Source organism: Streptomyces sp. NPDC050121 (genome assembly GCF_044460385.1).
In the GTDB taxonomy this organism is placed as follows: domain Bacteria; phylum Actinomycetota; class Actinomycetes; order Streptomycetales; family Streptomycetaceae; genus Streptomyces; species Streptomyces soliscabiei.
This window is the reverse complement of record NZ_JBITJV010000030.1, coordinates 1-25,731: the sequence shown is the minus strand read 5'-3', so window position 1 is coordinate 25,731 and position 25,731 is coordinate 1. Positions and strand designations below refer to the sequence as shown.

At 68.3% G+C, this 25,731-nt stretch carries 23 protein-coding genes and 2 pseudogenes; 11 read left to right on the top strand and 14 right to left on the bottom strand.

Annotated features, from left to right (window positions below; translation table 11 throughout):
• Nucleotides 1–190: 190 nt before the first annotated feature.
• From ACIBTS_RS34790 to ACIBTS_RS34780, 3 genes are all read right to left on the bottom strand, one after another.
• Complete coding sequence (locus ACIBTS_RS34790) at nt 191–526, bottom strand: carboxymuconolactone decarboxylase family protein (protein ID WP_366362841.1); 336 nt, start codon at nt 524–526, stop codon at nt 191–193.
• Entirely contained in the window at nt 523–1,080 is a 558-nt protein-coding gene (locus ACIBTS_RS34785; RefSeq protein WP_399324688.1) for a hypothetical protein, read from the bottom strand. Before ACIBTS_RS34785 ends, ACIBTS_RS34790 begins: the two co-directional genes overlap by 4 nt.
• Before the next feature lie 319 nt (nt 1,081–1,399).
• Nucleotides 1,400–2,614: an MFS transporter gene (locus tag ACIBTS_RS34780; protein WP_399324686.1), complete on the bottom strand. Its 1,215-nt coding sequence runs from the start codon at nt 2,612–2,614 to the stop codon at nt 1,400–1,402.
• Nucleotides 2,615–2,675: 61 nt separating this feature from the next.
• Here ACIBTS_RS34780 and ACIBTS_RS34775 point away from each other — a divergent pair, with 61 nt between their 5' ends.
• Entirely contained in the window at nt 2,676–3,572 is an 897-nt protein-coding gene (locus ACIBTS_RS34775) for a LysR family transcriptional regulator (protein WP_399324685.1), read from the top strand.
• Nucleotides 3,573–3,926: 354 nt separating this feature from the next.
• Here the strand turns inward: ACIBTS_RS34775 and ACIBTS_RS34770 are convergent, their stop codons facing one another.
• From ACIBTS_RS34770 to ACIBTS_RS34755, 4 genes and pseudogenes are all read right to left on the bottom strand, one after another.
• Nucleotides 3,927–4,862 (bottom strand): ISL3 family transposase, encoded by a 936-nt coding sequence (locus tag ACIBTS_RS34770; protein WP_399324684.1) that lies wholly within the window; start codon nt 4,860–4,862, stop codon nt 3,927–3,929.
• A 115-nt stretch (nt 4,863–4,977) separates the two neighbouring features.
• Nucleotides 4,978–5,347 (bottom strand): annotated as a pseudogene (locus ACIBTS_RS34765) (transposase); the annotation flags it as partial.
• 357 nt (nt 5,348–5,704) lie between these two features.
• The gene (locus ACIBTS_RS34760) at nt 5,705–8,008 is read right to left on the bottom strand and encodes a beta-L-arabinofuranosidase domain-containing protein (protein WP_399324683.1); all 2,304 of its coding nucleotides are present in this window, start codon (nt 8,006–8,008) and stop codon (nt 5,705–5,707) included.
• Between the two features lie 158 nt (nt 8,009–8,166).
• Nucleotides 8,167–8,601, bottom strand: a complete 435-nt coding sequence (locus ACIBTS_RS34755) for a hypothetical protein (RefSeq protein WP_399324682.1) — start codon at nt 8,599–8,601, stop codon at nt 8,167–8,169.
• A gap of 817 nt (nt 8,602–9,418) precedes the next feature.
• Here ACIBTS_RS34755 and ACIBTS_RS34750 point away from each other — a divergent pair.
• From ACIBTS_RS34750 to ACIBTS_RS34740, 3 genes are all read left to right on the top strand, one after another.
• Nucleotides 9,419–10,846, top strand: a complete 1,428-nt coding sequence (locus ACIBTS_RS34750) for a glycoside hydrolase family 43 protein (RefSeq protein ID WP_399324681.1) — start codon at nt 9,419–9,421, stop codon at nt 10,844–10,846.
• Nucleotides 10,847–11,141: 295 nt separating this feature from the next.
• Nucleotides 11,142–12,710, top strand: a complete 1,569-nt coding sequence (locus ACIBTS_RS34745) for an alpha-L-arabinofuranosidase B (RefSeq protein ID WP_399324680.1) — start codon at nt 11,142–11,144, stop codon at nt 12,708–12,710.
• A gap of 88 nt (nt 12,711–12,798) precedes the next feature.
• The gene (locus tag ACIBTS_RS34740; protein ID WP_399324679.1) at nt 12,799–14,193 is read left to right on the top strand and encodes a glycoside hydrolase family 43 protein; all 1,395 of its coding nucleotides are present in this window, start codon (nt 12,799–12,801) and stop codon (nt 14,191–14,193) included.
• On the opposite strand, the gene ACIBTS_RS34735 is transcribed toward ACIBTS_RS34740, so the two are convergent.
• Entirely contained in the window at nt 14,129–15,049 is a 921-nt protein-coding gene (locus ACIBTS_RS34735; RefSeq protein WP_399324678.1) for an IS3 family transposase, read from the bottom strand. The two genes, ACIBTS_RS34740 and ACIBTS_RS34735, sit on opposite strands and share 65 nt — an antisense overlap.
• Nucleotides 15,037–15,369, bottom strand: a complete 333-nt coding sequence (locus ACIBTS_RS34730; protein ID WP_399324677.1) for a transposase — start codon at nt 15,367–15,369, stop codon at nt 15,037–15,039. The genes ACIBTS_RS34735 and ACIBTS_RS34730 overlap by 13 nt, the downstream gene beginning before the upstream one ends.
• Nucleotides 15,370–15,947: 578 nt before the next feature.
• Here ACIBTS_RS34730 and ACIBTS_RS34725 point away from each other — a divergent pair.
• Nucleotides 15,948–16,739 (top strand): IS5 family transposase, encoded by a 792-nt coding sequence (locus ACIBTS_RS34725; protein ID WP_399324676.1) that lies wholly within the window; start codon nt 15,948–15,950, stop codon nt 16,737–16,739.
• On the opposite strand, the gene ACIBTS_RS34720 is transcribed toward ACIBTS_RS34725, so the two are convergent.
• Both ACIBTS_RS34720 and ACIBTS_RS34715 read right to left on the bottom strand, forming a co-directional pair.
• Nucleotides 16,696–17,232, bottom strand: coding sequence for a hypothetical protein (locus ACIBTS_RS34720; protein WP_399324675.1), 537 nt, complete (start codon nt 17,230–17,232; stop codon nt 16,696–16,698). The two genes, ACIBTS_RS34725 and ACIBTS_RS34720, sit on opposite strands and share 44 nt — an antisense overlap.
• Nucleotides 17,233–17,653: 421 nt before the next feature.
• A pseudogene (locus tag ACIBTS_RS34715) lies at nt 17,654–17,812 on the bottom strand (ATP-binding protein); the annotation flags it as partial.
• Between the two features lie 344 nt (nt 17,813–18,156).
• Between ACIBTS_RS34715 and ACIBTS_RS34710 the strand changes: the two are divergent.
• The 3 genes from ACIBTS_RS34710 (at nt 18,157) to ACIBTS_RS34700 (ending at nt 20,321) form a co-directional block, all read left to right on the top strand.
• Nucleotides 18,157–18,630: a DUF1348 family protein gene (locus tag ACIBTS_RS34710; protein WP_399324674.1), complete on the top strand. Its 474-nt coding sequence runs from the start codon at nt 18,157–18,159 to the stop codon at nt 18,628–18,630.
• A gap of 405 nt (nt 18,631–19,035) precedes the next feature.
• On the top strand, nt 19,036–19,740 hold the full coding sequence (locus ACIBTS_RS34705; protein ID WP_399324673.1) for an ATP-binding protein: 705 nt from the start codon (nt 19,036–19,038) through the stop codon (nt 19,738–19,740).
• A 5-nt stretch (nt 19,741–19,745) separates the two neighbouring features.
• Nucleotides 19,746–20,321, top strand: coding sequence for a TetR/AcrR family transcriptional regulator (locus ACIBTS_RS34700; RefSeq protein WP_399324672.1), 576 nt, complete (start codon nt 19,746–19,748; stop codon nt 20,319–20,321).
• Between the two features lie 429 nt (nt 20,322–20,750).
• Here the strand turns inward: ACIBTS_RS34700 and cynS are convergent, their stop codons facing one another.
• Nucleotides 20,751–21,221, bottom strand: a complete 471-nt coding sequence (gene cynS / locus ACIBTS_RS34695) for a cyanase (protein WP_399324671.1) — start codon at nt 21,219–21,221, stop codon at nt 20,751–20,753.
• A 110-nt stretch (nt 21,222–21,331) separates the two neighbouring features.
• Complete coding sequence (locus ACIBTS_RS34690; protein WP_399324670.1) at nt 21,332–21,955, bottom strand: carbonic anhydrase; 624 nt, start codon at nt 21,953–21,955, stop codon at nt 21,332–21,334.
• A 126-nt stretch (nt 21,956–22,081) separates the two neighbouring features.
• Here ACIBTS_RS34690 and cynR point away from each other — a divergent pair, with 126 nt between their 5' ends.
• A complete protein-coding gene (gene cynR, locus ACIBTS_RS34685; RefSeq protein ID WP_399324669.1) occupies nt 22,082–22,990 on the top strand; it encodes a transcriptional regulator CynR in 909 nt (302 codons plus the stop codon).
• A gap of 353 nt (nt 22,991–23,343) precedes the next feature.
• On the opposite strand, the gene ACIBTS_RS34680 is transcribed toward cynR, so the two are convergent.
• Nucleotides 23,344–23,715 carry a hemerythrin domain-containing protein gene (locus tag ACIBTS_RS34680; protein WP_399324668.1) on the bottom strand — a complete coding sequence of 124 codons (372 nt, stop codon included), beginning with the start codon at nt 23,713–23,715 and terminating at the stop codon, nt 23,344–23,346.
• 762 nt (nt 23,716–24,477) lie between these two features.
• Between ACIBTS_RS34680 and ACIBTS_RS34675 the strand changes: the two genes are divergently transcribed.
• Nucleotides 24,478–24,852 (top strand): hypothetical protein, encoded by a 375-nt coding sequence (locus ACIBTS_RS34675; protein WP_399324667.1) that lies wholly within the window; start codon nt 24,478–24,480, stop codon nt 24,850–24,852.
• 181 nt (nt 24,853–25,033) lie between these two features.
• Complete coding sequence (locus tag ACIBTS_RS34670; protein ID WP_399324666.1) at nt 25,034–25,540, top strand: transposase family protein; 507 nt, start codon at nt 25,034–25,036, stop codon at nt 25,538–25,540.
• The last annotated feature ends 191 nt before the right edge of the window (nt 25,541–25,731 follow it).

The following is a 25,731-nucleotide window of genomic DNA, read 5'->3' as shown; positions in this document are numbered from 1 at the left end:
CGCTCGGTCCAGAAGCGTCGGTGCCCCGACGGCCGACGCTGAGATAGTTGCGGCCGAGACCACGGGCCAACCGTCCGCCCCTCGTCTGTCGTCATCGGGACCGCTGTTGCGCGGCACGCGCGGATGCGGTCCTCGATGTACGGGGAAGGGCGGGAGCGGGAGGTGGCCCGCGGACTCGGGGTGTGCGTTCTCAGTCCAGGAGCGTGCGGGCCGCGATGGCCGAGGCGCTGATGGCTGCCGGGAAGCCGGCGTAGAACGCGATGTGGGTGATGATCGCCGCGAGTTCGGCCTGGGTCACTCCGTTGTCCACGGCCCGCCGCAGTTGCGCGGGCAGTTCCTCGGGGCGGTAGAGCGCCACGACCGCGGCGACGGTGGCGATGCTGCGGTCCCGAGGACTGAGCGCGGGATCAGCCCACACCTGGCTGTACAGGGGATCCTCCACCAGCTCGGTCAGGGCCGGGGTGAAGGCGCGGGCCATCTCGCGCGGCGACGGAGCCGTGGACTGCGCAGCGGGCTGCGTGGTCACTGTGCGCTCCGTGCGTGGGCGTGGCGGGCGATGCTTGCGGCGAACAGCGGGGTTTCCCGCCGGTTGTGGTCACCGGAGGCGGCCTGCCGTGCGGCGGCTGCTTCTTCGAAGGTGCCGCCGGTCGTCTCGAGGAAGTCTATAAACTCCTGGGTGGGGTGGCTGGTGACCTGGTTGGTGTAGGTGACGGTGCCGTCGCCGTTGTTCTTGGCCGACAGGTCCCAGATCACCTGGACCGTGGTCCAGCCGTGCGGGGTGAGGACATCGGAGGTGGACACCATGTGGCAGTGGTGCTTCTCGGCGATCTCGGCGACGTAGTGCTGGATCACCAGCCCGGTGCCGATCATTTCCACGTTGATCGACATCGGTCGGCCGTCGTCGGTCGTTGTGTAGCCGGCCGCCTTGTGGTCCGGCGGAGCGCAGCGCTGGTACTCCTTGTCCGGGAGGTTCAGCAGCCAGTCGGCGATGTCGATCGTCTCCCAGGGCGCGTCGAGGGGCGCGTGCTCCGTCGAGGTGGACAGCACCAGATCGGTCAGGACCTTCTTCGCATCACTCATGGTGTGTTTTTTTCTGTGGGGGCCACGGCTGGTACCGGGCCGACTTGTGCAGGTCATGGCCGACCGGACACTGCCAGTTCGACCAACCTTGGGGATTCGCCGACTGCCTTGTGGCCATCGACCGGAGGGGGCAACTAGGGGTTCGCCGCCTTGTGCCGTCACCGTAGAACCGGTGGACGAGGGGTCCATGCTCGTCAGCGCACGGCCGCTGTACCCACGGTGCACCGCGCGTCGAGCACGCGAAGGGGCAGGTCATGGGAGTGCGGAAGAGATGGATGGGCCGGTGGACATCCCGCTGACCAGGCCCTTCACCCCCTCGCTATGTTCTGGCTGCGAGCGCGGCTCCCAGTGCGGCCAGGGCTGCGGCGACCAGCGCGGTGACAGTCCAGCCGCCGTGTGCGAAGAGCAGTGCCCCTGCCGCGGAACCGAGCGAACCGGCCGCGAAGTACGCGGTCATGTAGAGGGTGTTGAGGCGGGCGCGTGCCTCGGGATGCTGTGTGAGGGCGTGGGTCTGATTGGCGACGTTGCTCACGCGGGCACCGGAGTCCAGCAGCAGCGCCCCGACGATGAGGGCACCGGCCGACAGGCCCCATACACCGGCGATGAGGAGGCCGAGAGCCATCACCGCCGCGGCCGCCACCGCGAGACGCCGCCGCATGCGGCCGTCGAGGAACCGGCCGATGGCCAGTACCGTGGCGGTGCCGACGACGCCCACCAGGCCCAGCAGTCCAGCACTGGTGGTCGACCAGCGGTGTGCCGGGCCGGTCACGTACAGCGTCACGGCGGTCCAGAAGACGTTGAAGCCGGCGAATCCGGCAGCCGCGGTCAGCGCCGCCCGGCGCAGCCCGCGCTGACCACGCAGGAGAGGCAGAAGCGAAGCCAGCAGGGCCCGGTAGCCCAGCCCGTGGCGCACGGGCGGTTCGGGCAGGCCTCGCAGTGCAAGGTGCACGAGCAGCGTCATCAGCGCCGACAGCACATACACCGAACGCCAGCCTAGGAGACCGTCGAGCGCCCCGGCGATGACCCGGGCACCGACGATGCCGCCGAAGAGACCGGCTGTGATGCGTGCCGTCGTGCGCCCCACCGCCTCGCGCGGCGCAAGCGACGCCGCGGCGGGCATCAGAATCTGTGCCAGCACGCTGGTTGCTCCGAGCAGTACTGATGCCGCCGCGAACAGCGCGTAGTCGGTGGCGGATGCAGCAAGCGCCAGGGCGAACAGCCTGCCGGCGTTCAGCCAGCGCATCAGCCGGTGCAGTCCCGTCCTTTCCAGGGCGGGCACCACCAGCAGCAGCCCGGCAGCGTAGCCGACCATGGTGATCATCGGCAGCAGTCCGGCGAGTGCGTCGGACACGCCGAAGGACGCCGCCAGTGGCCGCAACAGCGGCTGCAGGTAGTAGACGTTGGCGACACTCACGCCGGCCGCGACCGACATCCACGTCACCTGCCCCTTGCTGAGCCCGGGTGGGCCAAGGGTGTCCGCAAGCTTCGTCTTCGTCCCGTCGAGGCGCCTCGGCGCCTGTGTCACGTCTGCCATGCCTCTACAGTGAAGATAAACAAGCAAGAGGTCAAAGACCAGTTTTTGATGCCATTAATAAATGAGGTTGATGATCGTGGAACTGCGGACCTTGCGGGTCTTCGTGGCCGTGGCCGAGGAGCAGAGCTTCACCCGCGCCGCCGAGCGGCTGTCGGTGGCACAGCCCGCTGTCAGCCACCAGATCCGCTCCCTGGAAAAAGAACTCGGCGAAGCGCTCTTCGAACGCAGCACCCGCAGCGTCCGACTCACCCAAGCCGGACGAGTGCTGCTTCCCCTGGCCGCCCAGACCCTCGCCGACGCCGACCGAGTGACCGCCGAATTCGCCTCCCGTGCCGCCCTGGTCACCGGCACACTCGTCCTGGGCACCGTGGACGGGGCCGAGCACACCCCCCTGCCCGCACTCCTGGGAACCTTCCACCACCAGTACCCGGGCGTCGCCGTGCAGCTCGTCGAGGGACGCAGCGCCGCACTCATCTCGCGCGTCGAAGAAGGCGAACTGGACGCCGCCGTGGTGGCCCTGCCCCAGCAGCCCCTCGCCGAAGACCTGCGCAGCGTGGTCATGCTCGAGGACGAGATCGTGGCCGTCGTACCAGCAGACTCTCCGCTGGCCGGCCGGGAGAACATGCCCATCGAGCTGCTGTCCGGCAAGACCCTGATCAGTTACGACCCCGACAGCGGACTACGATCACGCCTGCAGTCCGCGTTCGACGCGGCCGGCATCGACTTCACCACCCAGTACGCAACCAACGACGGGGGCCTGCACGCCGCCTTGGTGGAAGCCGGAGTCGGCATCTCCCTCACCGTGAGCACCGACCGGGCCCTCACAGCAAACTCCCGGATCCGCACCGTCCCGATCAGTCCCTCCCTCACCTACCGCAAAGCACTGATCTGGCGCGGCACCCCCCAGCCCACCCGGCCACTCCAAGCCCTCCTCGCCCTTCGCCCCACAGCACCCTGACGACGTGCCCCACCAACGCGGAGACGCTTCTTAGTGAGCGTTTGATTCTCGGTTGTCTGTTTCATTTGGCTTAGCTGTTGCGCCAGTTGGGGGTGGCTTCTTCTGCCAGGACGACACCGGTGGCTACACCGCGTTCTGCCTGGAGGATCTCCATGACGGTCTGCTGGGCGACAGACGAACCGCTGACCTCAGAGATGGGGACATGCGGGGCAGGTGAGCGGTGTCGCCACCCGCTTGCGCCGCCATCGTCGGCCTCAACCGGGTCTTCACGATCCTCACTGACAGCAACTGACGCACACCCGGGCGCGCCTGTCACCCAAGGCGGTACGGGCGAAGCGGCGCACGGTGGAGTGGTCAAGCCGCAGTTCCCGGCCGATTGCCATCAGGGACTTGCCCTTGGCCAGTCGCTCCTGCACCGCCGCGTAGCGTTCCTTGGTGCGGGCGACCAGGCACCGCGGGCGGCCGAGGCAGTCGCGCGTGCTGTCCGGAGGGCCGAAGGGCTGCATCGTGCCGTTTTGCCGTCTCCAGCTCACTGGCTGGACTCGTTGCGAACGCGGAGCGGATGCAGTTGTGGTGCGAGCCGACGGTCTTCTCCACGGCCTCGGCGAGGTTCCGCCACAGATGCCAGCCCTCGGCAACCTGGACAGCCTGGGGAGCACCGGTCCGGGCACCCTCGGCGTAGGCACCGGCCCGATCCCGGCAGATGATCTCCACCTCCGGATGCCCGGCCAGCCAGGCGGCCAAGGGTCCGGCGTCCCGGCCCGGCAGCACATCAACCGGTCGGCGGGCCTCCAGATCCACCAGGACGGTGGCGTACGAGTCACCCTTGCGTAGAGCGAAGTCGTCCACGCCCAGGACCCGCACCGGCCCCTCACGCCGGTCAGGCATGGTACGGAGCAGTTGCAGCAGGGTGTCCTTGGCGACGCCGATGCCGAGCAGCGCGGCTGGGCGGGCGCCGGGCCGGCCGGCGAGCGTGCAGGCTATGGACAACAGTACCGAGCGCAGCAGCGGGGTCTTACGGGCGTGCGGCGTGGTCAGCCCCTCGATTTGCTCGGCGAACGTCACCGCGCTGCAGGCGCCGTTCAGGCAGCGGAAGCGGCGCACGAGCAGCTCGACGACCACGGCTCTGCCCCCGATCGCCGCGTCCGCCAGACGCCGGACGTACCGCCCGTGTACCCGCCCCGACGCCCTGGAGCAGTGCGGGCACCTCGCCCCTGCCGCTCGCGCGTGGGCGTGCAGGACGATCTGGGCCGCTGAGTGCTGAACGACCTCGACTACGACATCGACCAAATGGGGATGAAATGTCTCAAAACTCCGTGAATTACACGCCTGACATCGTGTCAGGATGCCCTGGTGTCGCGGGCCCGGTCACAAGATCTTCGCCAGAGCCGAAAAACTTGATCGTCGACAGGCAGATGAGGGCTGCGTTGAGGCGCTTGTTTTCCGCCCGTTTCCTGTCGTAGTAGGTTCGCGACTCGGGGCTGCTCAGCGAGGCGAACGAGGTCAGGAACAGGGCCCGTTTGAGCGTCTTGTTGCTGCCGCGGGGCGGTCCTTCGCCCCGGACGGAGGTTCCCGAACGGCGTGTGGTGGGGGTCAGTCCCGCATAAGAGGCCAGGTGGGCGGCGGTGGGGAACGCGCTGGCGTCGCCGGCCTCGGCCAGGATGCGGTGCACCGGTCCTGACCGCGACCCCGGGCATGGAGGTCAGGACCTTCGCGACAGGGTGGGCCTCCAGCAGGGCCGTCGTGCGGGTCTCCAGGACCTCGCGGCGTTGCTGGTCGCCGGGCTTTCCCCTCCCCGGAGTCACCACCGGTGGCCCGCCGGGCACCGGAGATCGGCAGCCACATTACGCAGCCCTGCCTGTCGGCGGACACGCTTCCATCAGCGACCATCCGGTGCCGCCGGGACCGGCGACAGCACCCCCGGATCATCGAGGACAGGGGCAAAGAGTCATACCGGCCCCGAAGGCCACGAGCCCCAACCGGGCTCTACAAGGAAGGCAATGGGCATCGGAAGCCGCTTGTGGCGGGTCCGAGAGGCACCGCCACAAGCTTTGTCCGGTATGACGAACGATGGTCGAAGGGGCTGAGCATAAGTGGGGGAGAACGACCAAGCCCTCCTTCCGCGACGGACGCTAGTTCAGCACGATGCGCCAGCGGTTGTCGGCGGTGCCGTCGTCCGTGTCCTGGACCGCGAACGCGCCGACCGCGGTGGAGTTGCCCGCGATGGCGAGCAGCTTGCCGCTGTTCACGTTGCGGATCTTGTAGGTCCCGTCCTGCTGGTCGAGCAGGGTCCATTTGTGGTCGGCGGTGCCGTTGTCCGACCACTGCAGAACGGTCGCGCCGTCTGCCGTGGACATGCTCAAGACGCCGAGCACCTTGCCGCTGTTGGCGTTGCGGAAGCGGACCGCGCTTCCATCAGTGATCATTTCCCAGTTGTGGTCGGCGGTGCCGTTGTCCGTCCACTGCAGAGCGCGGCCGCCGTCGGCCGTGGACATGTTCTGAATGCCCAGCAGGAGACCGCTGCTCGCGTTGACGAGACGGACGGTATTGCCGGTGGTGTTCCAGTAGACGGTGTAGTTGAAGCCGTGCGCGTCGTAGAACGGGCCCAGGTTGACGGGGGAGCCGCTGGAGGTGGCGGTAAAGGCGAGTGAACTGCTGCTGGTCCGTTTGATCGAGGACGTGGTCAGCGCAGGGAGGGAGCTGAGCGTGGAGTCACCGTAGTTGCCGGACAGGACCACCGGCCCGTAGGTGATCGCGGCGACGTTCGCGTTGTCGTTGGCCGGTCGGATGCCGATCCGCATGGGCAGGCGGACCGTGACCGTGTCGCCGGAGGTCCACGAGCGGTTCAGGGTGGCGTAACTGCCGGGCGTGGTGGCGATGTTCTGCGCGACGCCGTTGACGCTGATGGTGGCCCCGGTGGTCCAGCTCGGTATACGGATGCGCATCGCCCAGGTGCCGCTGACGCTGCCGGTGACCTGAAGGGTCGTGGTGTCGCTGACGGGGTAGGTCGTCGTCTGGGTGACGGTGATACCGCGCTCCGTCCAGGTGAGCACCGACGGCACGAACATGTTCACGGTCAGCGTGGTGTCGTTGTGGAAGTAGATGGAGTCCATCAGCCTGGTGTGCATCTCCAGGCCCGTGCCCTGGCAGCACCAGAAGGTGCCGTAGTCGGTGCTCCAAGTGCCGCCGCCCAACGCCGGGCCGACACCGCGCCGGCCTCCCGGCTTGAGGGGGGTGAAGTAGGTGACGTGTCCGTGGTCGTCGGCCGGGTTCTGCTGGCCGATGATCTGGTTCAGCCACGCCCGCTCGTAGTAGTCGAACAGCGCGACGCGGTTCGGGTCCAGCGCGAACAGCTCCCGGGTGAGGGTGAGCATGTTGATGGTGTTGCAGCTTTCGCACGTGTCGTTGGTCAGGTAGCCGGCGATGGCGTTCGGGGCGCGGAAGTGCTCCGCCTGGCTGTTGCCGCCGATGGCGTAGGTGTGCGCGTTGACGGTGATGTTCCAGGCGTTGGTGGCGATGTCCCGGTAGCGGGTGGTGCCGGTGGCCTTGTACTCCCGGGCGGCCCCGATCCACTTGGGCACCTGGGTGTTGGCGTGGATTCCGTTGAGCTGGTCCTGGTTGGCCGCCAGGGGGTCGAACACCGCGGCGTGGTCGAAGCGCTGGGCGACGGTGAGCCACCGCGCGTCGCCCGTCTGCTGGTAGAGATCGGTCAGCACGGCGTTCATGCCGCCGAACTCGACGCGCAACATGGTCTGCATCTGCTGGGTGGTCAGCCGGCCTGTGCGCCAGTCGACCCATCCGGCCAGGGCGAGCAGCACGTCCCGGGCCTGTGTGCTGCCGATGTGGCGCCATACGTCCAGCAGGCCGGTGAGGGTCTTGTGGATCGTGTAGTACAGCACCTCGCCACTGGTGCCCTGCTCGAGAGCAGTGAAGTTGGACTCGGGGTAGCCGGAGAGGTACCCGGCGCTGAATCCGGCGGCGCTGTTGTTGGCCTGGCACTTGGCCAGCTCCGCGACCATGTAGGTGGCCTTGTCCCGGCAGGTGGTGTCCCCGGTCACGGCGTACGACTGTGCCCATGCCGTGAGGAAGTGCCCCTGGATGTGGGTGCGGAAGCCGAAGTTCGGCGCGTCCCAGCCGCCGTTGGCGGTCGCGCCGTTGGTGGACAGCTTGTGGTTGGCGCGGAAGTTGTACAGCAGCCGGTCGACGTCGATGAACCGCAGGTAGTTCTGGGTGCGGTTCTGGTTGTCCAGCCACCGGCTCGCGGTGAGTCGTACCTGGCCGAGTTCGAAGGGGTGCGCCAAGACCCCGATGTCGGTCCTCGCGGGGGCGATGGCCGCTTGGGCGGAAGACGCGCCGAGGAAGGATCCGGTGGCAGAGGCGGCCACGGTGGCCCCGGCCAGTTGCAGGAGACGACGCCTGCTGACGGAGGAAGACATCTTGAGCCTTTCGATACGGCAGAGCGACTGCTTGGACTTTTGATGTGCTGGCTCACACGTCCGACGGTCGGGCGTGGCGTGTCACGGGCTTGTGTGCTGCCGACGCGGCGCCCTACGGCCGACAGGCCGACGACCTCTTCCTCACGTCGTTCGACTTTTCAAACGTCGTCCGAAATATGGAACGTGAATCTTCGCTGACACATGTGATGGATTAACGGATATGGACGTCGCTTGTGTCTAGCCTTGTGAACACAAATCCTTACCGGCTGGCGGGTCATCCCGTAGTTCTGTGCCCACGTGCTGCGGGGGTGCAGCTGCACGCCCCGGTGCACGATGGCCTGTGGACGGGCCGTGCAGCCGCTCTGCGAATGCGGGTTGGCGGTCAGCTTCGCGTACCCGGCGGTGCAGGGCGCGGCGCCGGCCTTCGCCTTGGCGGCCATGCGGGCGAGGTCGGCGCCGGTGTGGAGGAGGCCGGGGTGCGCGAAGGCTCCGCCCGCGGTCACCGAGGGGGTGGCGACGCCGGCGAGACCGACGGCTGCGGCGCCCGCGGCCTTGAGCGTGGTGCGCCGACTGATCTGTCGTGTCGCGTGCATGTACAGGAGACGGGGGGACGGCGGGGCAATAACAGAAACTGGGTGGACGTTGTGCAGGTGATTGCCTGACGGGGTTGAGCGCTGCGGTGTGGCTGGTGATCGAGGGTGGGGCCGGCTGCTGGTGCGGTGTGCTGGGGGTTGTGCGGGCGGGGATGTGCTGGATGCGTGGGAGCGGAGGCGGGGGCTCGTGGCCTCCTTGAGCCACCGCGGCCTGCCCGGCCCTGTCCTCGGCCGGCGTTCCCGGTAGTTGCGCTGGGCGTCGAGCAGGGAGACCTTGTTCGCGCCGCCAGCCATGGTCGTCAGCGGAACTGGACCCCGTCGTCCGCCCAGAAGCGGACGGGGCATATCGCGTATGAGCCGGGCCGGGGGGCCGGGTGAGTGCCGGGTCGCCCATTTGTACGTCGGCGGATCGGATGTGTCGGATGTATTGACGCGCCCTCCTTTCCGGATTTAACGTCTGCCCGATTTCACGAACAGCGTTCGATATTTCGTTCAACATGCCTGATTGGACAGTGAGTTGGCTACGAAGGCTTCCAGCCGAAGCGCCGCGCACCTGAAACGCCTTCACGGGCGCTGAGAAGCACACACACCCGGCCCGTGTCGCAACGTCCCCACCTGGGTGGATGCGCTTGCTCGCGCGCCCTGACCCGCCGTCACCACGGCACCATGGGCGAAGCGGTGAAACACCGTTGTTCGGATCCGACCTTCCGGCTCGCGCGGTATTCGGGTCCTGTCCCGCCCATGGCCAGACCAAGTTCCCCCCGCCGCCCCGCTTCCCCTTAGCCGGCGGTGGCACCCGCACGCGACAGGAGATCCCATGTCTGCGCTCCGCGCCCGGCTGACGGTGATGTTGCTCGCCGTCTGTCTCCTCTTCACGGGCCAAGCCCTGACCACGCCCCAGCGGGCGGCTGCCGCCGACCCCGGCTATCTGATGGTGCACTTCACCGGCGACTCCGCGACCGGTCAGATGCTGTATCTCGCGCACAGCACGGACGGCCTGCACTGGAACGACCTCAACGGCGGAGCACCGGTCCTGAACTCCATGATCGGCACGAAGGGCGTGCGCGACCCCGCACTGGTGCGCTCTCCTGACGGGAGCAAGTACTGGATCATCGCGACCGACCTGTGCATCCGCTGCGGCTCGACGTACACCAACGGCAGCCCCAACTTCGTGGTGTGGGAGTCGACCGACCTGGTGACGTGGTCGAAGCCGTGGCTGCTCGGCGCCGCCGGACTGATCCCCGGCGGCAAGAACGCGTGGGCGCCGGAGGCGATCTTCAACCCCGTGACCAACGACTACGTCCTGTACTGGGCGACGAACGCCACGGTGAACGGGATCTTCAAGTACCGCATCTACTCCGCCCGCACCAAGGACTTCCGCACCATCACCACCCCGCAGATCTGGATCGATCCCCCTGGCAGCACGCCGGTCGTCGACACGCAGATGACGGAGGTGCCCGCCGGTACCGGCCCCTACCGCTACCTGCGGGTCTCCGGCGACGGCCAGAACAACGTCGAGGGCAGCAACTCGATCCTGGGGACGTGGACCAACCTCGGCAACCTCTCCAGCATCGGCCTCACCGGCAATGTCGTCGAAGGCCCGGTCTGGATGAAGTTCAGAGACCGCAACGAGTGGGCCCTCTACATCGATTACAACAACCCGCAGGGCGTCCGCGAATACAGGCCGATCCTGACGACCAACCCGTTCGACGTCAGCACCTACCGGCTTCAGGATGCGACCAGCTACGACATGGGCGGCACCCCGAAGCGCCACGGCGCGATCATGACCCTCACGGCCGCCGAGGAGAGCCGCGTGCTCGCCCGCTGGCCCAACACCCCGGCGCAGCGGCTGCAGTCGTACAACTTCCCGGACCGGTACGTGCGCCAGATCAACTTCGACGTGCGCATCGACCCCGACGTCACCCCCGTCGAGGACGCCCAGTTCCGGCTCAGGCCCGGCCTGACGGGCACCGACACCGTCTCCTTCGAGTCGGTCAACTACCCGGGCTACTTCCTGCGCCACGCCAACTACGACTTCCAGCTCGTCCACAACGACGGCAGCGCCCAGTTCGCCGCGGACGCCACCTTCAACAAGGTCGCCGGGCTCGCCGACTCCACCTGGTCGTCGTTCCAGTCGTACAACCACCCCGACCGCTACATCCGCCACTACGCCTACTACCTGAAGCTCGACCCGATCACCACCGCGACGGGACGCAGTGACGCCACCTTCCGGGTGACCAGCTGACCCGACAGCGACAGGGGTGCCGACGCGTCTCGGGAGAACGCCGGCACCCGACCGCCCACCACACGAGCAACGGCGCTACAGCGGCTGTGACACCACCCTCACCGTGGCGCCAGGACACCAGCCGGTTCGCCGCCAACCCCTCGGAGCTGACCAGCAGCCCACCCCGCCTCCGGTGCCGACAACGGCCGAAGCCGCACCGGCAACGGAAGCGTCGACGCGACCCGCACCCCCCGCACAGCCGGACACCGGGGTTCGTCGACGCCCACCCTCACCCCATCCTGTGAAGGAGCCCTTCATGTTCAAGCCACCGTGGATACGCAGCGTCAGACGGGCGCTGCTCGCGGCCGGTGCCACCGCCGCGCTCGCGGCCGGTCTGCTCACCGCCACGGCCGCCCCCTCGCAGGCCGCCACCGAGGGGCCGTGCGACATCTACGCCGCCGGCGGCACCCCCTGCGTCGCCGCGCACAGCACCACCCGCGCCCTGTACGGGGCGTACACCGGCCCGCTCTACCAGGTCAAGCGCGCCTCCGACAGCGCGACCAAGGACATCGGCCTGCTGAGCGCCGGCGGATACGCCGACGCCGCGCAGCAGGACTCCTTCTGCGCGAACACCAGCTGTGTCATCACCGTCATCTACGACCAGTCGCCCAAGCACAACAACCTCACCCAGGCGCTCAAGGGCTACTGGCCCGGCCCGGCGGAGAACGGGAACGACAACCTGGCCAACGCCTTCGAGGCGCCGGTCACCGTCGGCGGGCACAAGGCGTACGGCGTCTACGTCGCCCCCGGCACCGGCTACCGCAACAACAACACCAACGGCATCGCCACCGGCGACCAGCCGGAGGGCATGTACGCGATCTTCGACGGCACGCACGTCAACGGCGGCTGCTGCTTCGACTACGGCAACGCCGAGACGACCGGCAACGACGACGGCAACGGCACCATGGAGGCCATCTACTTCGGCACCAGCACGGGCTGGGGCTCCGGCAGCGGCACTGGCCCCTGGATCATGGCCGACCTGGAGAACGGCCTGTTCTCCGGGGTCAACCGCGGAGTGAACGCGGGCGACCCGACCATCAACCACCGGTTCACGACCGCCATCGTCAAGGGCGGCCCGAACCACTGGGCCATCCGCGGCGGCAACGCCCAGTCGGGCAGCCTGTCCACCTTCTACGACGGCGTGCGCCCCAACGCCACCGGCTACAACCCGATGAAGAAGCAGGGCGCGATCATCCTCGGCATCGGCGGTGACAACAGCAACACCGGCCAGGGCACCTTCTACGAAGGCGTCATGACCTCCGGCTACCCCTCGGACGCCACCGAGAACGCCGTCCAGGCCAACATCACCGCCGCCGGCTACAACAGCGGCTCGACCAGCACCGGAACCCTCACCCCCGGCTCCCGGATCTCCCTGAAGGCCACCACCTCGCCCTGCTGCACCTCGCACTACCTGCGCCACAACAGCGCCGACACCAAGGTCGTCATCTCCAGCATCAACTCCGCCAGCTCGGCCACCGACAAGGCCAACGCCACCTGGATCGTCCGCAACGGACTGGCCAACACCTCCTGCCTGTCCTTCGAGTCCGCCGACAAACCCGGCCAGTACCTGCGCCACTCCAACTACCAGCTCTACCTGAACACCGACAACGGCGGCAGCTCGTTCGCGAAGGACGCCACCTTCTGCCCCACCGCGGGCAACAGCGGGGTCGGCACCTCCTTCCAGTCCTCCAACTTCCCGACCAAGTACATCCGCCACTACAACTACACGGCCTACATCGCCAGCAACGGCGGCACCAACGCCTGGGACAACACGAACTCGTGGGCCCAGGACACCAGTTGGCTCACCGCGTCTCCCTGGAGCTGACGAGGGACCGAACCTGCGGGCGGCTCCGGGCCGGGGCCGCCCACAGGTTCTGGATCCGCCCGCACCTTCCTACGCCCGGAGGCACCAGATGAGCGCAACCCCCCTCCCGTCGCGCCGGCTGTTCCTCGGCATGGCCGCGGCAGTGCCGCTGTCCACCACCGGCGCGCTGACCCTCGGCAGCCAGTCCGCGAGCGCCGCGACGACCTCCCCGTTCGTCATGGCCTACTTCACCCAGTCACCGGCAAACCTCGGTACGGACTACGGCCTGCACCTCGCCGTCAGCACCGACGCACTGCAGTGGATGCCGCTGAACCAGAACAACCCCGTCGTGACCCCGACCGCGGGCGACGGCGGTCTGCGCGACCCCGTCATCCTGCCCAAGCAGGACGGCACCTACGTCGTCATGGCGACCAACCTGAAGGGCACCGACTGGACCAAGAAGAGCCCGTACATCCACCTCTGGGACTCCGCCGACCTGCGCTCCTTCGACAACTACCGCCTGCTGAAACTGCACGACATGGCCACCCACACCTGGGCGCCCGACGCCTTCTGGGACGCCTCCCGCGGCCAGTACGCCATCATCTACTCGGCCGTGAACAGCAGCGGCCACAACGTGATCATGGTGAACTACACCACGGACTTCCAGACCGTGACGTCGCCGCAGGTCTTCTTCGACCCCGGCTACGACGTCATCGACGGCACCCTGGCCAAGGACGTGAACGGCGTCAACTACCTGTACTACAAGGGCCACAACAGCCTCACGGGTGCGAAGTCCACCTCGCTCAACCCCGGCAGCTTCACCCAGTTCACCTCGGGCCTGGCGCCCCAGGGAGGCATCGAGGGCCCGATCCTCGCCCAGGCCGCCGGCACGTGGTACCTGTGGGGCGACGCCAACGCGCTGTTCTACACCTGGCAGACCAGCGATCTCTCCACCGGCACCTGGACCGCCACCGACCGGCGCGTCTACACCCAGCCGCTGAACTCCAAGCACGCCGACATCAAGCCGATCCCGCAGACGGTGTACGACAACATGGTCGCTCGGTGGGGCAAGCCGGCCTGGAACCGGCTGAAGTCCTACAACTTCCCGGACAGATACTGGCGGCAGGTCGACTCCATCGGCCGCATCGACCCGTACCCCTTCGACCCCTACACCGACTCGCAATGGAAGGTGGTGCCGGGGCTGGCCGACTCCTCCGGCGTCTCCTTCCAGTCCGTCACCGACCCGACCCGCTACCTGCGGCACGCCTACTTCCAGCTGCGACTGGACGCCAACGACGGCACCGTGAAGTTCGCCCAGGACGCCACCTTCCACAAGACGGCCGGGCTCGCCGACCCGTCCTGGTCGTCGTTCCGCTCGCACAACTACCCGGACCGCTACATCCGGCACTATGTCAATCCCCTCGCAGCGTGGAGACGGTCTATGCGGCCAGCCCCTCGGCGAGGGTGGCCCGGTGGTCACGTTCGTAGTCGATCGGGCTCTTGAACCCACATACGCTGTGTAGACGCCTGGTGTTGTAGAAGTCGGTGATCCAGGTGGCGATCTTGATCCGGGCCTCGGTGCGGGTGCGGAAGGCATGCCGGTGCACGTACTCCACTTTGAGGACGCTGTTGAACGCCTCGCTCACGGCGTTGTCGAAACAAGATCCAACTCTGCCCATGGACTGCACGACGCCGAGCTTGCGACAGGCCCGCTTGAACCGCCGCGAGCAGTACTCGCTTCCCCTGTCCGTATGCATGATCACGCCGCGCACGTCGCCGCCGCGGGTGGCCGCGGCCATGTTCAGGGACGCGACCACCAGGTCGGCGTCATGCCGGGCGGCCATCGCGTAGCCGAGCAGCCGGCGGGAGAACAGGTCGATGACCGTCGCCAAGTACAGCTTGCCCTCGCCTGTTTCGATCTCGGTGAGATCGCCCGCCCAGACAAGATCGGGTTCCTCGGCGGTGAAGTCCCGGCGCACGAAGTCCGGGGTGGCCGGCCGCTTGCCCGGCCTCGTCAGCGACCGGCGCCTGCGGATCTTACGTCCGGCCAGCCCGAGCTCGACCATGACCTTTGCGACCGTGTTCACCGATACCCGCCAGTCTCTGCGTACCAGCTCGATGAACACCTTCGGCGAGCCGTAGGTGCCGCCCGAGCCGTGGAAGATCTCCTCGATCTCCTCGGCCAGCTGCTGCCTGCGCACCTCACGCGCGGTCGGCGGACGATCCCGCCACTTGTAAAACCACGACTCCGACACCCCCAGCGCCCGGCAGGCGGTGCGGTACGGAATCTTCTGCTCGGCCTTGCAGTTGCTGATCACCCCGACCGCGACGGCCGGGTCAGCGTCAGCTACTTCACCCACAAGGCCACGAATCGCTTGCACACATCACGCTCCATCTCCAGCTCGCGGATGCGCTTGTCCTTCTCCCTGGTCTCGGCCCGCAGCCGCTCCAGCTCAGCACGCTCGCTCTCCCGAAGCCGACCGCCGGGCGATGGCTCGGCCACCGGCCGGTCCGACGACGGCGACCCGTTGCGCCTCGCTCGCGACACCCAGCTGTGCAGGGTCCCCGGATGAATACCCAGGTCCTCAGCCACTTCCGGAATCGGCTTCCCGGTCTCCGTCACGATCCGTACCGCCCCCTCGCGGAACTCAGCGTCGTAGATGCGCTTCCTGGATGCCATGACCCCCAACTATCCCTCCGGTCACGGTCTCCACAGTAGGAGGGGAACCTCACTCGCCTCATGCGACGAGCCTGGTGGCAAAGGCCGCTATCAGCGGTGTCCGCCCTCAGCAGCAACTCAGGGTTGGAAGTTCCCGCCACGCGGACAGAGACCTCATCGCCACCCACGGCCTTGGCAAGGTGCACTTCGAGGTGATGGCCCGATCCGACGAGTGGATAGTTGTACCAGCGATCCGGGTGCTCATCATCGGTGGCCTCAAGGCCGAGTTCGACCACCTGCCAGTCGGTGCCATCGAAGTCATAGCTGGCGTAAGTAGCTGTTGTCGTTCCGATCTTGAGGGGTGGGCGTCGAACGGGAGTCTCGATCGGGTGATCGCAGCTGGTCGCGGGCATGAAGGCAGGGCCTCTTGGTGGCTCGGGGTTGCGAAGCCAACCGAGATCCAGGAGACCCTGTTGCCGCAGTTGTACGTGCTCGCGCCGGTGGAGTTCAACTCGGCGTCTCCGTCGTGTGATTGTGTCGCCCACCGGTTCGGAAACGCAGCCGATCATCCGGAACGTGTTCGGCGGTATCCGTCGGACATGACGGACACGGAGTGGAGTCAGGTCCGGCCGCTGTTGCCGGTGCCCGGCTGGCTGCGCGGGCGGGGCGGGCAGCCGGAGGCGTACTGCCACCGCGCGATGTTGGACGCGATCCGCTACCTCGTCGACAACGGAATCAAGTGGCGCGGTATGCCGGTCGGCTTCCCGCCGTGGGACCGGGTTTACGCCTTCTTCCGCCGCTGGCGCGACCACGGCCTGGTCAAGGAGTTCCACGACCGGCTGCGCGGACAGGTCCGTAAGACGCTGGGCCGCGACGCGGCACCGACGGCCGGTGTGATCGACTCGCAGTCGGTCAAGGCGGACGCCGTGGTCGGCGCGGACAGCCGGGGCTTCGACGGCGGCAAACTCATCAATGGCCGCAGGCGGCACGTCGTGGTCGACACGCTCGGCCTGCTGCTGGGCGTGATGGTCACCGCCGCGGACACGGGCGACCGCATCGCCGCCCAGGAGCTGCTCGGTCAGGTCGCCGACGTCTGCCACCGGCTGGAACTGGTCTGGGCCGACGGCGGCTACACCGGCGGCCTCGTCGCCCACTGCCTCACCACGCTCGCACTCGTCCTGGCGATCGTGAAACGCAGCGACAACGTGCGCGGCTTCGTGGTGCTGCCCAAGCGGTGGATCGTCGAGCGGTTCTTCGCCCACCTGATGCGCACCCGCCGTCTGGTGCGCGACTTCGAACGCCGCACCGCCAGCGCCGAGGCGATGGTCTACTGGTCGATGACTCTGCTCATGACACGCCGCCTTGCCCGGCCACACCCGCAGCGAGGGTGAACCGGCCCGGCTGCCGCTCGGCCAGCCAGCCCCGCGCGACCAAGCGCTTCGCTTTCGACCGCAGCGTCTCCACCTTGGCCGGCACCGCGTCAAGACCGAACATCACGGCCAACTCCTGGCAGGTCAAGGGCCCTTGGTGGAGCCGGTGCCGGTCCGCGAGCGCTGTGAGGATGCGCTGGTAGTCCACCGACAGCACCGACCAGGCCAGCCCCTCACTCCACACCGGCACCTGCGACTTCGGTTTCGCCGCAGGCCCGGACGCCGGGCGCGCGTCTGCGTCCTGCGGGCCATGGGCGGCCCCTTGACCGGCGATGTCACCGCCGTCCGGAGCCAGGACGGTGCCCACCCGCCTGCGGGCGATCGCCCACTCCTGCCATTCTTTCTCGGCCGCAGCCAGTTCGGCCTGGATGCGATCGGCTTCCTCACACAGCCCGTCGACTCGACGGCGAGCGGCGAGTTCGTGCTGTTCCAGCAGTCCGACGACCGACGGCATCTGCAGCCTCCCGAGGAGCGACGACACGGCATGTCACCACTCCCGCCGAATCACCGGCCCTATGCCTCACCAGCGAAAACACTGTCTTCAGATTCGGAACAACAACAGCCTCTAACGCGCCAAGAGCGCCAAGAAGGGCTGGACGTTCCCGTTCCAGACCCAGCCCTCTACCACGCGTTCCCGGTCGCTCTCTGCCATCCGGCCAGAGTGCCACGTGCGGCACGTTCGCTCCCTGCCATATGTCCGTTCACGGAACTGCGGACAGAGCCAATTTCAAGAAGCCCCAACAGAGCCGGTCACACATCTGCAGGAGAGCCCGGCAGCGGCTGCATGAGGACCATCGTGCCGGGCGCGCGGGGCGGCGCGGACGTCGACACGGTCCCACATGCTGAGCCTGGAGGCGCAACCGGTCCAGGGTGTGTCACGGCAGGCGGCCGGCCGGATCTCCGCCGGGGTCGTCGGCCGGCACGATGGCGGCCCTGACTCGCCTGCCCACCAGCTCGCGGCGCACCTCGAAGCTCTGGCACACGGCCATGATGATCTCCAGGCCGTGCTGCCCGACCCGGCCCGGGTCTGCGGGGCAGGCAGGACCGGCCGGACGAACGCCACAAGTACTCGGCGCCGACCGCGCAGCAAGCCCGGAACGCACCCGCCGCCTCAACCGGGCACGAGGCCGACTCCCTCGTCGCGAGCCCGTTCACGGTGGCCTGCCCCGGAAGCAGCGCTCCACCGGCCGAGGCGTCTGTGCGCGATGACCCGACAGGGGGGTGCCAGGTCGTGGTCGGTCGGTCTTGCATGAGAACCATCGTTCTCGTACAGTTGTGCTTGACGGTGAGAATGTTCGTTCTCGTGATGGTGCGCCCGCGCCGGCGGAATCCGCACCCCGCCGGCGGCGATACCGCCCACAGACTCAAAGGAAGCGACATGACTGACGAAGCACGCCCTCCGTTCCCGCCGTTCACCCGGGAGAGCGCCATCCGGAAGGTCCGCCTGGCGGAGGACGGCTGGAACACCCGCGACCCGCAGAAGGTCGCCGCGGCCTACACCGTGGACTCGCGCTGGAGGAACCGCGCGGAGTTCGCCGCCGGCCGTGAGGAGATCGTCTCCTTCCTCGCCCGCAAGTGGAACCGGGAGCTGGAGTACCGGCTCATCAAGGAGCTGTGGGCCTTCGACGGCGACCGCATCGCCGTGCGCTTCGCCTATGAATCCCGTGATGACTCGCACAACTGGTTCCGCTCCTACGGCAACGAGAACTGGGAGTTCGGCGACAACGGCCTGATGCGGCTGCGCTACGCCTGCATCAACGACCTCCCCATCAAGGAGTCGGAGCGCAAGTTCCACTGGCCCCTCGGGCGCCGCCCCGACGACCACCCGGGCCTGAGTGACCTCGGCCTCTGACCGCCCGCCCCCGCGCCGTGGATCGGGGCCCGACGTCGGATTAACGGCGTGGCCGTTCGTGTGTGAGGCTGTGCCTGCGGCAGGGGCCGCCGCGTACCTGGAGGGCTTTGGGCTCAGGATTGCCTCGCAGGCCTTGAAGACCCTCTCACCTGCGGTGAGCGTGGGGCGTTGCTCCGGATTTCGACAGTTCAACGCATCCCTCTCCCGCTGAGAACCATCGTTCTATAGGCTGATCTCCATCGATGGAACGATCGTTCTCGGCTGGGGGCTCACGACACTGTCACCGCCGGCCGGACGGATTGCCGGTTCGGCCGCCGCGAGTGCCGCAGGGCCGTCGCCTCGGCCCTGACGCCGGCCCGGTCCAGGGCCGAGGGCATAGAAGCTGCAGAACATGAGCCTCTTGATGTGGGCTCGGAAAGTTCGGATGGGCGTTGCCGTGACCCTCTCGCACACCGCAGCGAAACCCCCGCCGATGGTGCTGCCCTTGTCCGGCGGGCAGCCCCGGACAGCCCCTGTGGCCCGGCGCTGGCCCGTGCTCGTGCGGGCGTGCACCGGTTCGGCGTGATCGCCGTTCCCGCCGAGGAGCGCTGGGTACACACCGCCCGCCGCTTCGCCGCGTCCCTGCCGGCCCGGTGGGACGTCGTCCCGGAGGATCAGGACTCCGTCCTGCTGATCGTCGGCGAGCTTGCGGGGAACGCGGCCCGGCACGGACGGGCCGGCATGATCGTGAGCCTCACGTTCGAAGGCCGCGCCGTGCGTGTCGAGGGTGCGCACTCCGGCGCCACGGCGCCCTCGCCCCGCCCTCGCTGTGCCGGTGCCGATGATGAGCGCGGCCGCGGCGTGGGCATCGTCGAGTTGCTGGCGGACTGGACCGAGACGCTTGAGGAACGGCATCGCCGACGGGGCCGCGCCGGTGTGTGCGTCGCCACGCGCCGGCCGGGGCGTCCCGGGCGGGCCTTGTGCTCGCTTGAGGGCAGAGGGCAGGCCTGCCCGGCCTCGCTCCGGGCTGGCCGCGTTTCGGCGACACGGTCAGGCCCGCGCCCGGGAATGTGCCTTGCGGCCTGGCGCGCTCCTTACCGTAAGAGAAAGTTCGTTTTCGAGAATGGGTGATCGAAGTGGAGCTCGAAACGACTGAGCAGCGGGTCCTCGATGCTGCCGAGGAACTGTTCTACGGTCGAGGCATACAGTCGGTGGGAATGGATGCGATCCGCACCGCCTCCGGCGTGCCCCTCAAGCGCCTGTACCAGATCTTCCCTTCCAAGGACACCCTGGTGGAGGCGTACCTGAAGCGGCGGGACGCGAGGTGGCTCCATGATCTGGCTCGGTACGTGGATGCCCACGACTCGCCTACGCAGCGGATTCTGGCGGTCTTCGACTGGCTGTACCGCTGGTTCGGCGAGCCGGACTACCGCGGCTGCGGCTTCATCAACTCCTTCGGGGAGCTGGGAGCGACGTCCCAGGCCGTGGCCGACATCGCGAAGGCCCACAAGGATGCCTTCCGGCGCTATCTCGCCGAGCTCGTGGCCGCCGCGGACGCGCCCGCGTGGCTGACCGACCAGTTCGTTCTCCTCGCCGAGGGCGCGATGACCACAGCGGCCATCTCCGGGTCTCCGGAGCCCGCACGTCACGCCAAGGACGCCGCCCGCACCCTGCTGCGGGCCGCTCACGCAGACATGGTCACCGCTGCCTGAGCACGCCGTCGCCTTCACTCACGGCCCGGTGTCCGTAGGGGCGCCCCGGCCCTTTGCAGCTCGGTCCGGGGCGTTGGGACACAGAGCGAGGACAGCTTGATCGGGGCCGGTGATGCTGTGCGGCAGCCGCCAGGCTCCGAGCGCGGCGCCACGGCCTGCTCGCGTGACGCCCTGATTCGGGCGGGGAAGACGCTGACGGGACGCTGACACCGCCCAGTCTGCACACGCTCGGCGCTCTGCCGTCGTCCTGACTGATCCCGTGGCCGGAGTGAGCGCAAGGCCCCGCCGCCTCACCGCGACCCCATGTCGTGCTGGGGGCGCGGGAGGCGGCGGGGGCCCCGTGGTGGTGGCCCTGGTCGCTCGAAGCGAATCGGCGTGCCGGCCCGGGCGCCTCATCGGCAGCGGCCGCCGGCACGGCGGACGGCTGGGTCAGAAGGGCTTGGTGGGCAGGTACTTGCCGTCCAGGGTGATCACCGCGCGCTCGCCGCCCTCGGGGTCGGCGACCTTCTTCACGTCGAGCTTGAAGTTGATCGCGCTGATGATGCCGTCGCCGAACTGCTCGTGGATCAGGGCCTTGAGCGTGGTGCCGTAGACCTGGACGATCTCGTAGAAGCGGTAGATCGTCGGGTCGGTCGGGACGCCGCCGGGGATGGAGCCGCGGACCGGGATGGTCTGCAGCAGTACGGCCGCCTCCTCATCCAGGTCCAGCAGTTCGGCGACCGCCCTCGCGGCGGCCTCCGGCAGGGGATGCTGACCCAACAGCGCGGCGGTGGTGAATGCGACCGACAGGCCGCTGACGTCGGCGATCTGCTGCCAGGACAGGTCCTTGCGCGTCTTGGCCTCGACGACTTCGGCGGCCAGAGCCTGGCGAGCAGCGGGGTCGAACTGGGCGTGCACCATGAGGTGTTCCTTTCCTGCGTGCCGGCCCGCACCGCGGCGGGCACAGCGGACTCGAACGGTCGGGGGACCAGAGCGCCGGACGGCGGCCTGGAGAACGGGGGCAGGGCGGCTCAGGCCGCGAGGGCGGCGGATGAGCCCGTGCCGGGGCCGAGTTGGTCGACCGCGCCGGTGGCAATGTCGTAGACCCAGCCGCGCAGCGTGAGCGTCTTCGCCGCCAGGCCCCGGACGACGCAGGGGTGCGTCGCCAGGTTCGCCAGCTGGGCGATCACGTTGTTCCGTACCAGGACGCTCACCTTGTCCTCCCCGGCCCCGGGCTCGGCACTGGCCGCGCGCGCCGCACGGGCCAGGGAGGCGTCCGCGTGTCGCAGCCAGTGGGCGACGGCCGGCAGCGCGGTGAGGTCGTGGACGTCGGCCAAAGCGGTCATCGCGCCACAGGCTGAATGACCGCAGACGACGATGTCGGACACGCCCAGGACGGCGACGGCGTACTCGATGCTCGCCGTCACCCCGTCAGCGCCGGGGGCGTGGGCGGGCACCAGGTTTCCGGCCGTCCGGATGACGAACAGCTCGCCCGGCTCGCTCTGCGTGATCAGCTCCGGTATGACACGCGCGTCGGAGCAGCTGATGAACAAGGTGCTGGGCCGGTGCGTGGTGGCGAGGTGCCGGAAGCGCGCCGCCCTGGCGGGGAAGACGCCTCGCTGAAAATGTGCGACTCCCTCGGCGAGGTCTTGCATGGTCACTCCTTTTGGCGAGTACCGAAGTCGTGTGAGATTGACGAGATCCACCATGCATGAGCTCTGTTTATAGAGTCCAAGACGCTCTGGGAATAAAATCTATTGGTTGCATCTATAGTGGGTTTCATGGGCTTCGAACTGCGTCATCTGCGCTATCTGCTCGCCGTCGCCGAACACGGCAGCTTCACCCGCGCTGCCGAAGCCCTGCACATATCCCAGCCCACCCTGTCGCAGCAGATCAGGCAGATGGAACGCGTGATGGGCGCGCAGTTGCTGGACCGTACCGGCCGTGCCGTACGACTCACCGACGCCGGTGAGACCTACGTCCACTACGCCCGTCGCGCGCTGCAGGAACTCGCCGCCGCCGAACGCGCCGTCCACGACGTGGCCGACCTCTCCCGCGGCAGCCTGCGTCTGGCGGTCACCCCCACCTTCACCGCCTACCTCACCGGCCCCCTCGCCGCGCAGCTCCACGCCCGCCATCCCCACATCGGCCTGAGCGTCAGGGAGATGACGCAGGACCGCATCGAGTCCGCCCTCCTTGCCGACGACCTCGATCTCGGCATCGCCTTTCACGGTTCCCACCTGCCCGGCATCACCGCAGGCAACCTGTTCACCGAAACCCTCAGCCTCGTCGTCGGCAGCCACCACCCCGACGCCGGCCGCACCGGACCACTACCGGTGCGCGAACTGGAGGGGCGCCCTCTGGCCCTCCTCAGCAGCGACTTCGTCACCCGCGGGCACATCGACACGTACTTCGGCCGGCACCGCACCACACCGCACATCGCGGTGGAAGCCAACTCGATCCATGCCGTCACCGAAATAATCCAGCGCACCCCTTTGGCCTCGGTCCTGCCCGAGGCCATCGCCCGCGATCATCCCTATCTGCGCCCCGTCCCTCTCGACCCGCCTCTGCCCGAGCGCACCGTCGCTCTGTTCCGTCGCTCGGGCTCCTACCAGAGCGCCGCCGCCCGGGCCTTCGTCCGCCTCACCCGGCAATGGGTCGCCTCCAGCGGGTACCCCGCCTCCCCGTGAGAGCGCGGAGACAGGTGCCCTCGCAGCGTCGCCGCCGTCCGCCTCGGATCCGACAAGGCGGCCCGGCGGAGGCCGGTTTGGCCGACAAGATCGGCAAGATCCCGGCGTGTCCGCGTCGGCGGACTTCACCGCCTGCCGGGCTGCCGGCCCGCCCTGTGCCGGCGAGCAGCCTGCGGCCTTGCCTGATGTCCCGCTTCCCGCGCCCCCCAGCACGACATGGGGTCGCGGTGCGGCGGCGGGGGCCCCGGACGAGCTGAAGCTGATCGACGGACCGGTGGTGGTCGCCCACTCCTACGGAGGCATTCCGGTGAGCCAGGCCGCCGCCGCGGCGGGAAACGTGTCCCCATGCCAGTTCATGCCATACCGAATCCGAACACCTTGTCGGACCAGTCGGTGTCGGGTATGCCCTCGTCGAGGGCCTCGCTGATCGTGCGCTCTTCATAGCTGAAGCGGGATTCCGTGATTGCCGTCAATCCGTCGTGTTCGCGCCCGGTCGCTTCCGGGGCCGGGTCACGCGATTCGGCAGCTCTGTCAGCGAGTTCGCCCGCCTGGGACAGGGTCGAGGAGGTCAGTCCGTGGTCCTGGACAAGGTTCGTGACCGTCGCCGCGGGATCCGGGCGTTGGCGTAGTAGTTCGGAGAACGTCCCGTCGTCCTCGCCCTGGCGGTATGACGTCAACGCGGCACGAAAAGCCAGGCAATGGGTGAGAAGTACATCGTCGCTCAACCGGCGGTGACCGATACTTGTCCTGGTCTCGCTGGTCTGGCGACGCAGTGCTTGATGTGCTTGCGAGGTCCTGACTCAAGGCGACTGCACGGTCGCCGTCACGGGAAGCCACGGATGGCGGCCCCTTCGGTTCCGCACTTCCATGCCTGACGCAATCCGTCACCGACACGCGATGCTGGCGCTGTCCGGTCACGCGACGCCGTGGAACAGCAGGCACGGCTGTTCTTCGCCATACCCCGATACCGCTCGATCGATGGCGTCCCGCCGGGTGGTGTAGCCGATCAAGCCGCCGGAATCCGCAGGTCGGGGACGGTGGCTCCGCCGGACCGGGTATTCAACTCGCCTCAGTAGGGCGCCTCGTGGGCCACTGCCTCTGCGGAGATCGTCAGGGGCCTCGTACCGGAACGCGTGACGCTTGATCCCTTACACCACGACGTAGGACACGACCGCTCGATCCGGCGTCCCAGCCCAGCTCGACTCTTCCCCAGGGAAGAGCTGCACCCGGTGAGGAAGTGCGTGACCGGTTGCGCGTCCTCGCTGACGAGCGCGGCACCACGATCACCGAGCTGCTGGAAGAACTCGCCATCCGCGAGTTCACGGCAGCAGAACGCGAACAGCGGGCTGTCGCGGCTGCCGGTGAGCTCGGCATCGAGTACACCGAGCAGGTCCAGCAGGTCCAGCAGGCGGGCCAGGACGCCTGGGCGGCCTGGCCGGCCTGGACGCCTGGGCGAAGATCCGCGCCCGTCAGGGCGCCGCCGCCGCATGAACCTGACAGCTGTCCTGGACGACACCGCTCTGGGCGCCCTGTTCCGCGCAGATCCCTTCTTCACCGGCCTGTACATCGAGGCCTCGCGCGGCACCGGCCGGGTTGTCGTTTCTTCGCTGTCCGTGCTGGCTGGCGGGCGGCAGGTTGCCGGTGCGGGCAAGCACGCCGCATCCCTGCGGTTCGCGGAGAACGTGCCGTTCACCGCGGCGCACGCGGTGGACGCGATGGGCTGGGCAGACGTCGGCTGGCCGGTGGCGCACGCGGCGGCGGTCGCCTGGCAGGCGGTGAAGACGGGGGAGCCGATCACCGTCCTGTCATTGGACCCCGGCCTGTGCGTGGGAACAGGCATCGCATCGCTGAGCCCCACCTGACCCCGCCCCGGTTCCAGGGCTTCGGCGTAGTCGCATGACGCCCGGTTCGTAGTGATCTGTCGGTTCGGCGGTGCCCTGGGACGTGACCGGCACGGCTTCCAGGATCATGGAGTTCTCTACGCCCCGTGATCCGAGTGGAAGACCGTGCCTGCCGACGCATCGTTGCCGGTCCCGCCTGCCCTTGGCCGGCTCCGCGAGAATCGGCGAGGTCGTATCCGGCGAGGTCCCGCCTCTGTTGGAGCGGCTGGCCGAGGTGCCCGGCCCGCGAGAGGCACGCGGCGTACGGCACGCGCTGGTTGCCGTGCTCGCGCTGAGCGCATGCGCGGTTCTGGCGGGGGCGACCTCTTTGCCGGCAGTCAGCGAGTGGATCGCCGACGCCCCGCCGCACATCCTGGAACGCCTCGGCATACGCCTCGACCCGCTGTTCCCGAAGCGGTTCCTGCCTGCGCAAACGACGGTCCGGCGGCTGCTGGCCCGCATCGACGGCGACGCGCTGGACCGGGCGGTCGGACGCTGGCTCGCCGGCCGACGCCCGAAAACGACCGGGCTGCGCGGCCTCGCAGTGGACGGCAAAAGCCTGCGCGGCGCGGCCAGAGCGAAGGGCCGCAAGATCCACCTGCTCGCCGCACCGGATCACACCAGCGGCCGGGTCCTGGCCCAGCTGGACGTCGGCGGAGGGGGCGAATGAGATTGCTTGCTTCCAGCTGCTGCTGGACGCCGTTGTGGAATTGGCGGGAGTCGTCGTCACCAGCGGCGCGATGCACATCCGGCGCGGGCGCGGCGACTGCCTCCTCGGCCAGGGTGTCCACTGCGTCGTGATCGTCAAGGGCGGGCAGGAGAAGCTGGGCCGGCAGCTCAAGTCCTTTTCCTGGAAGGGCA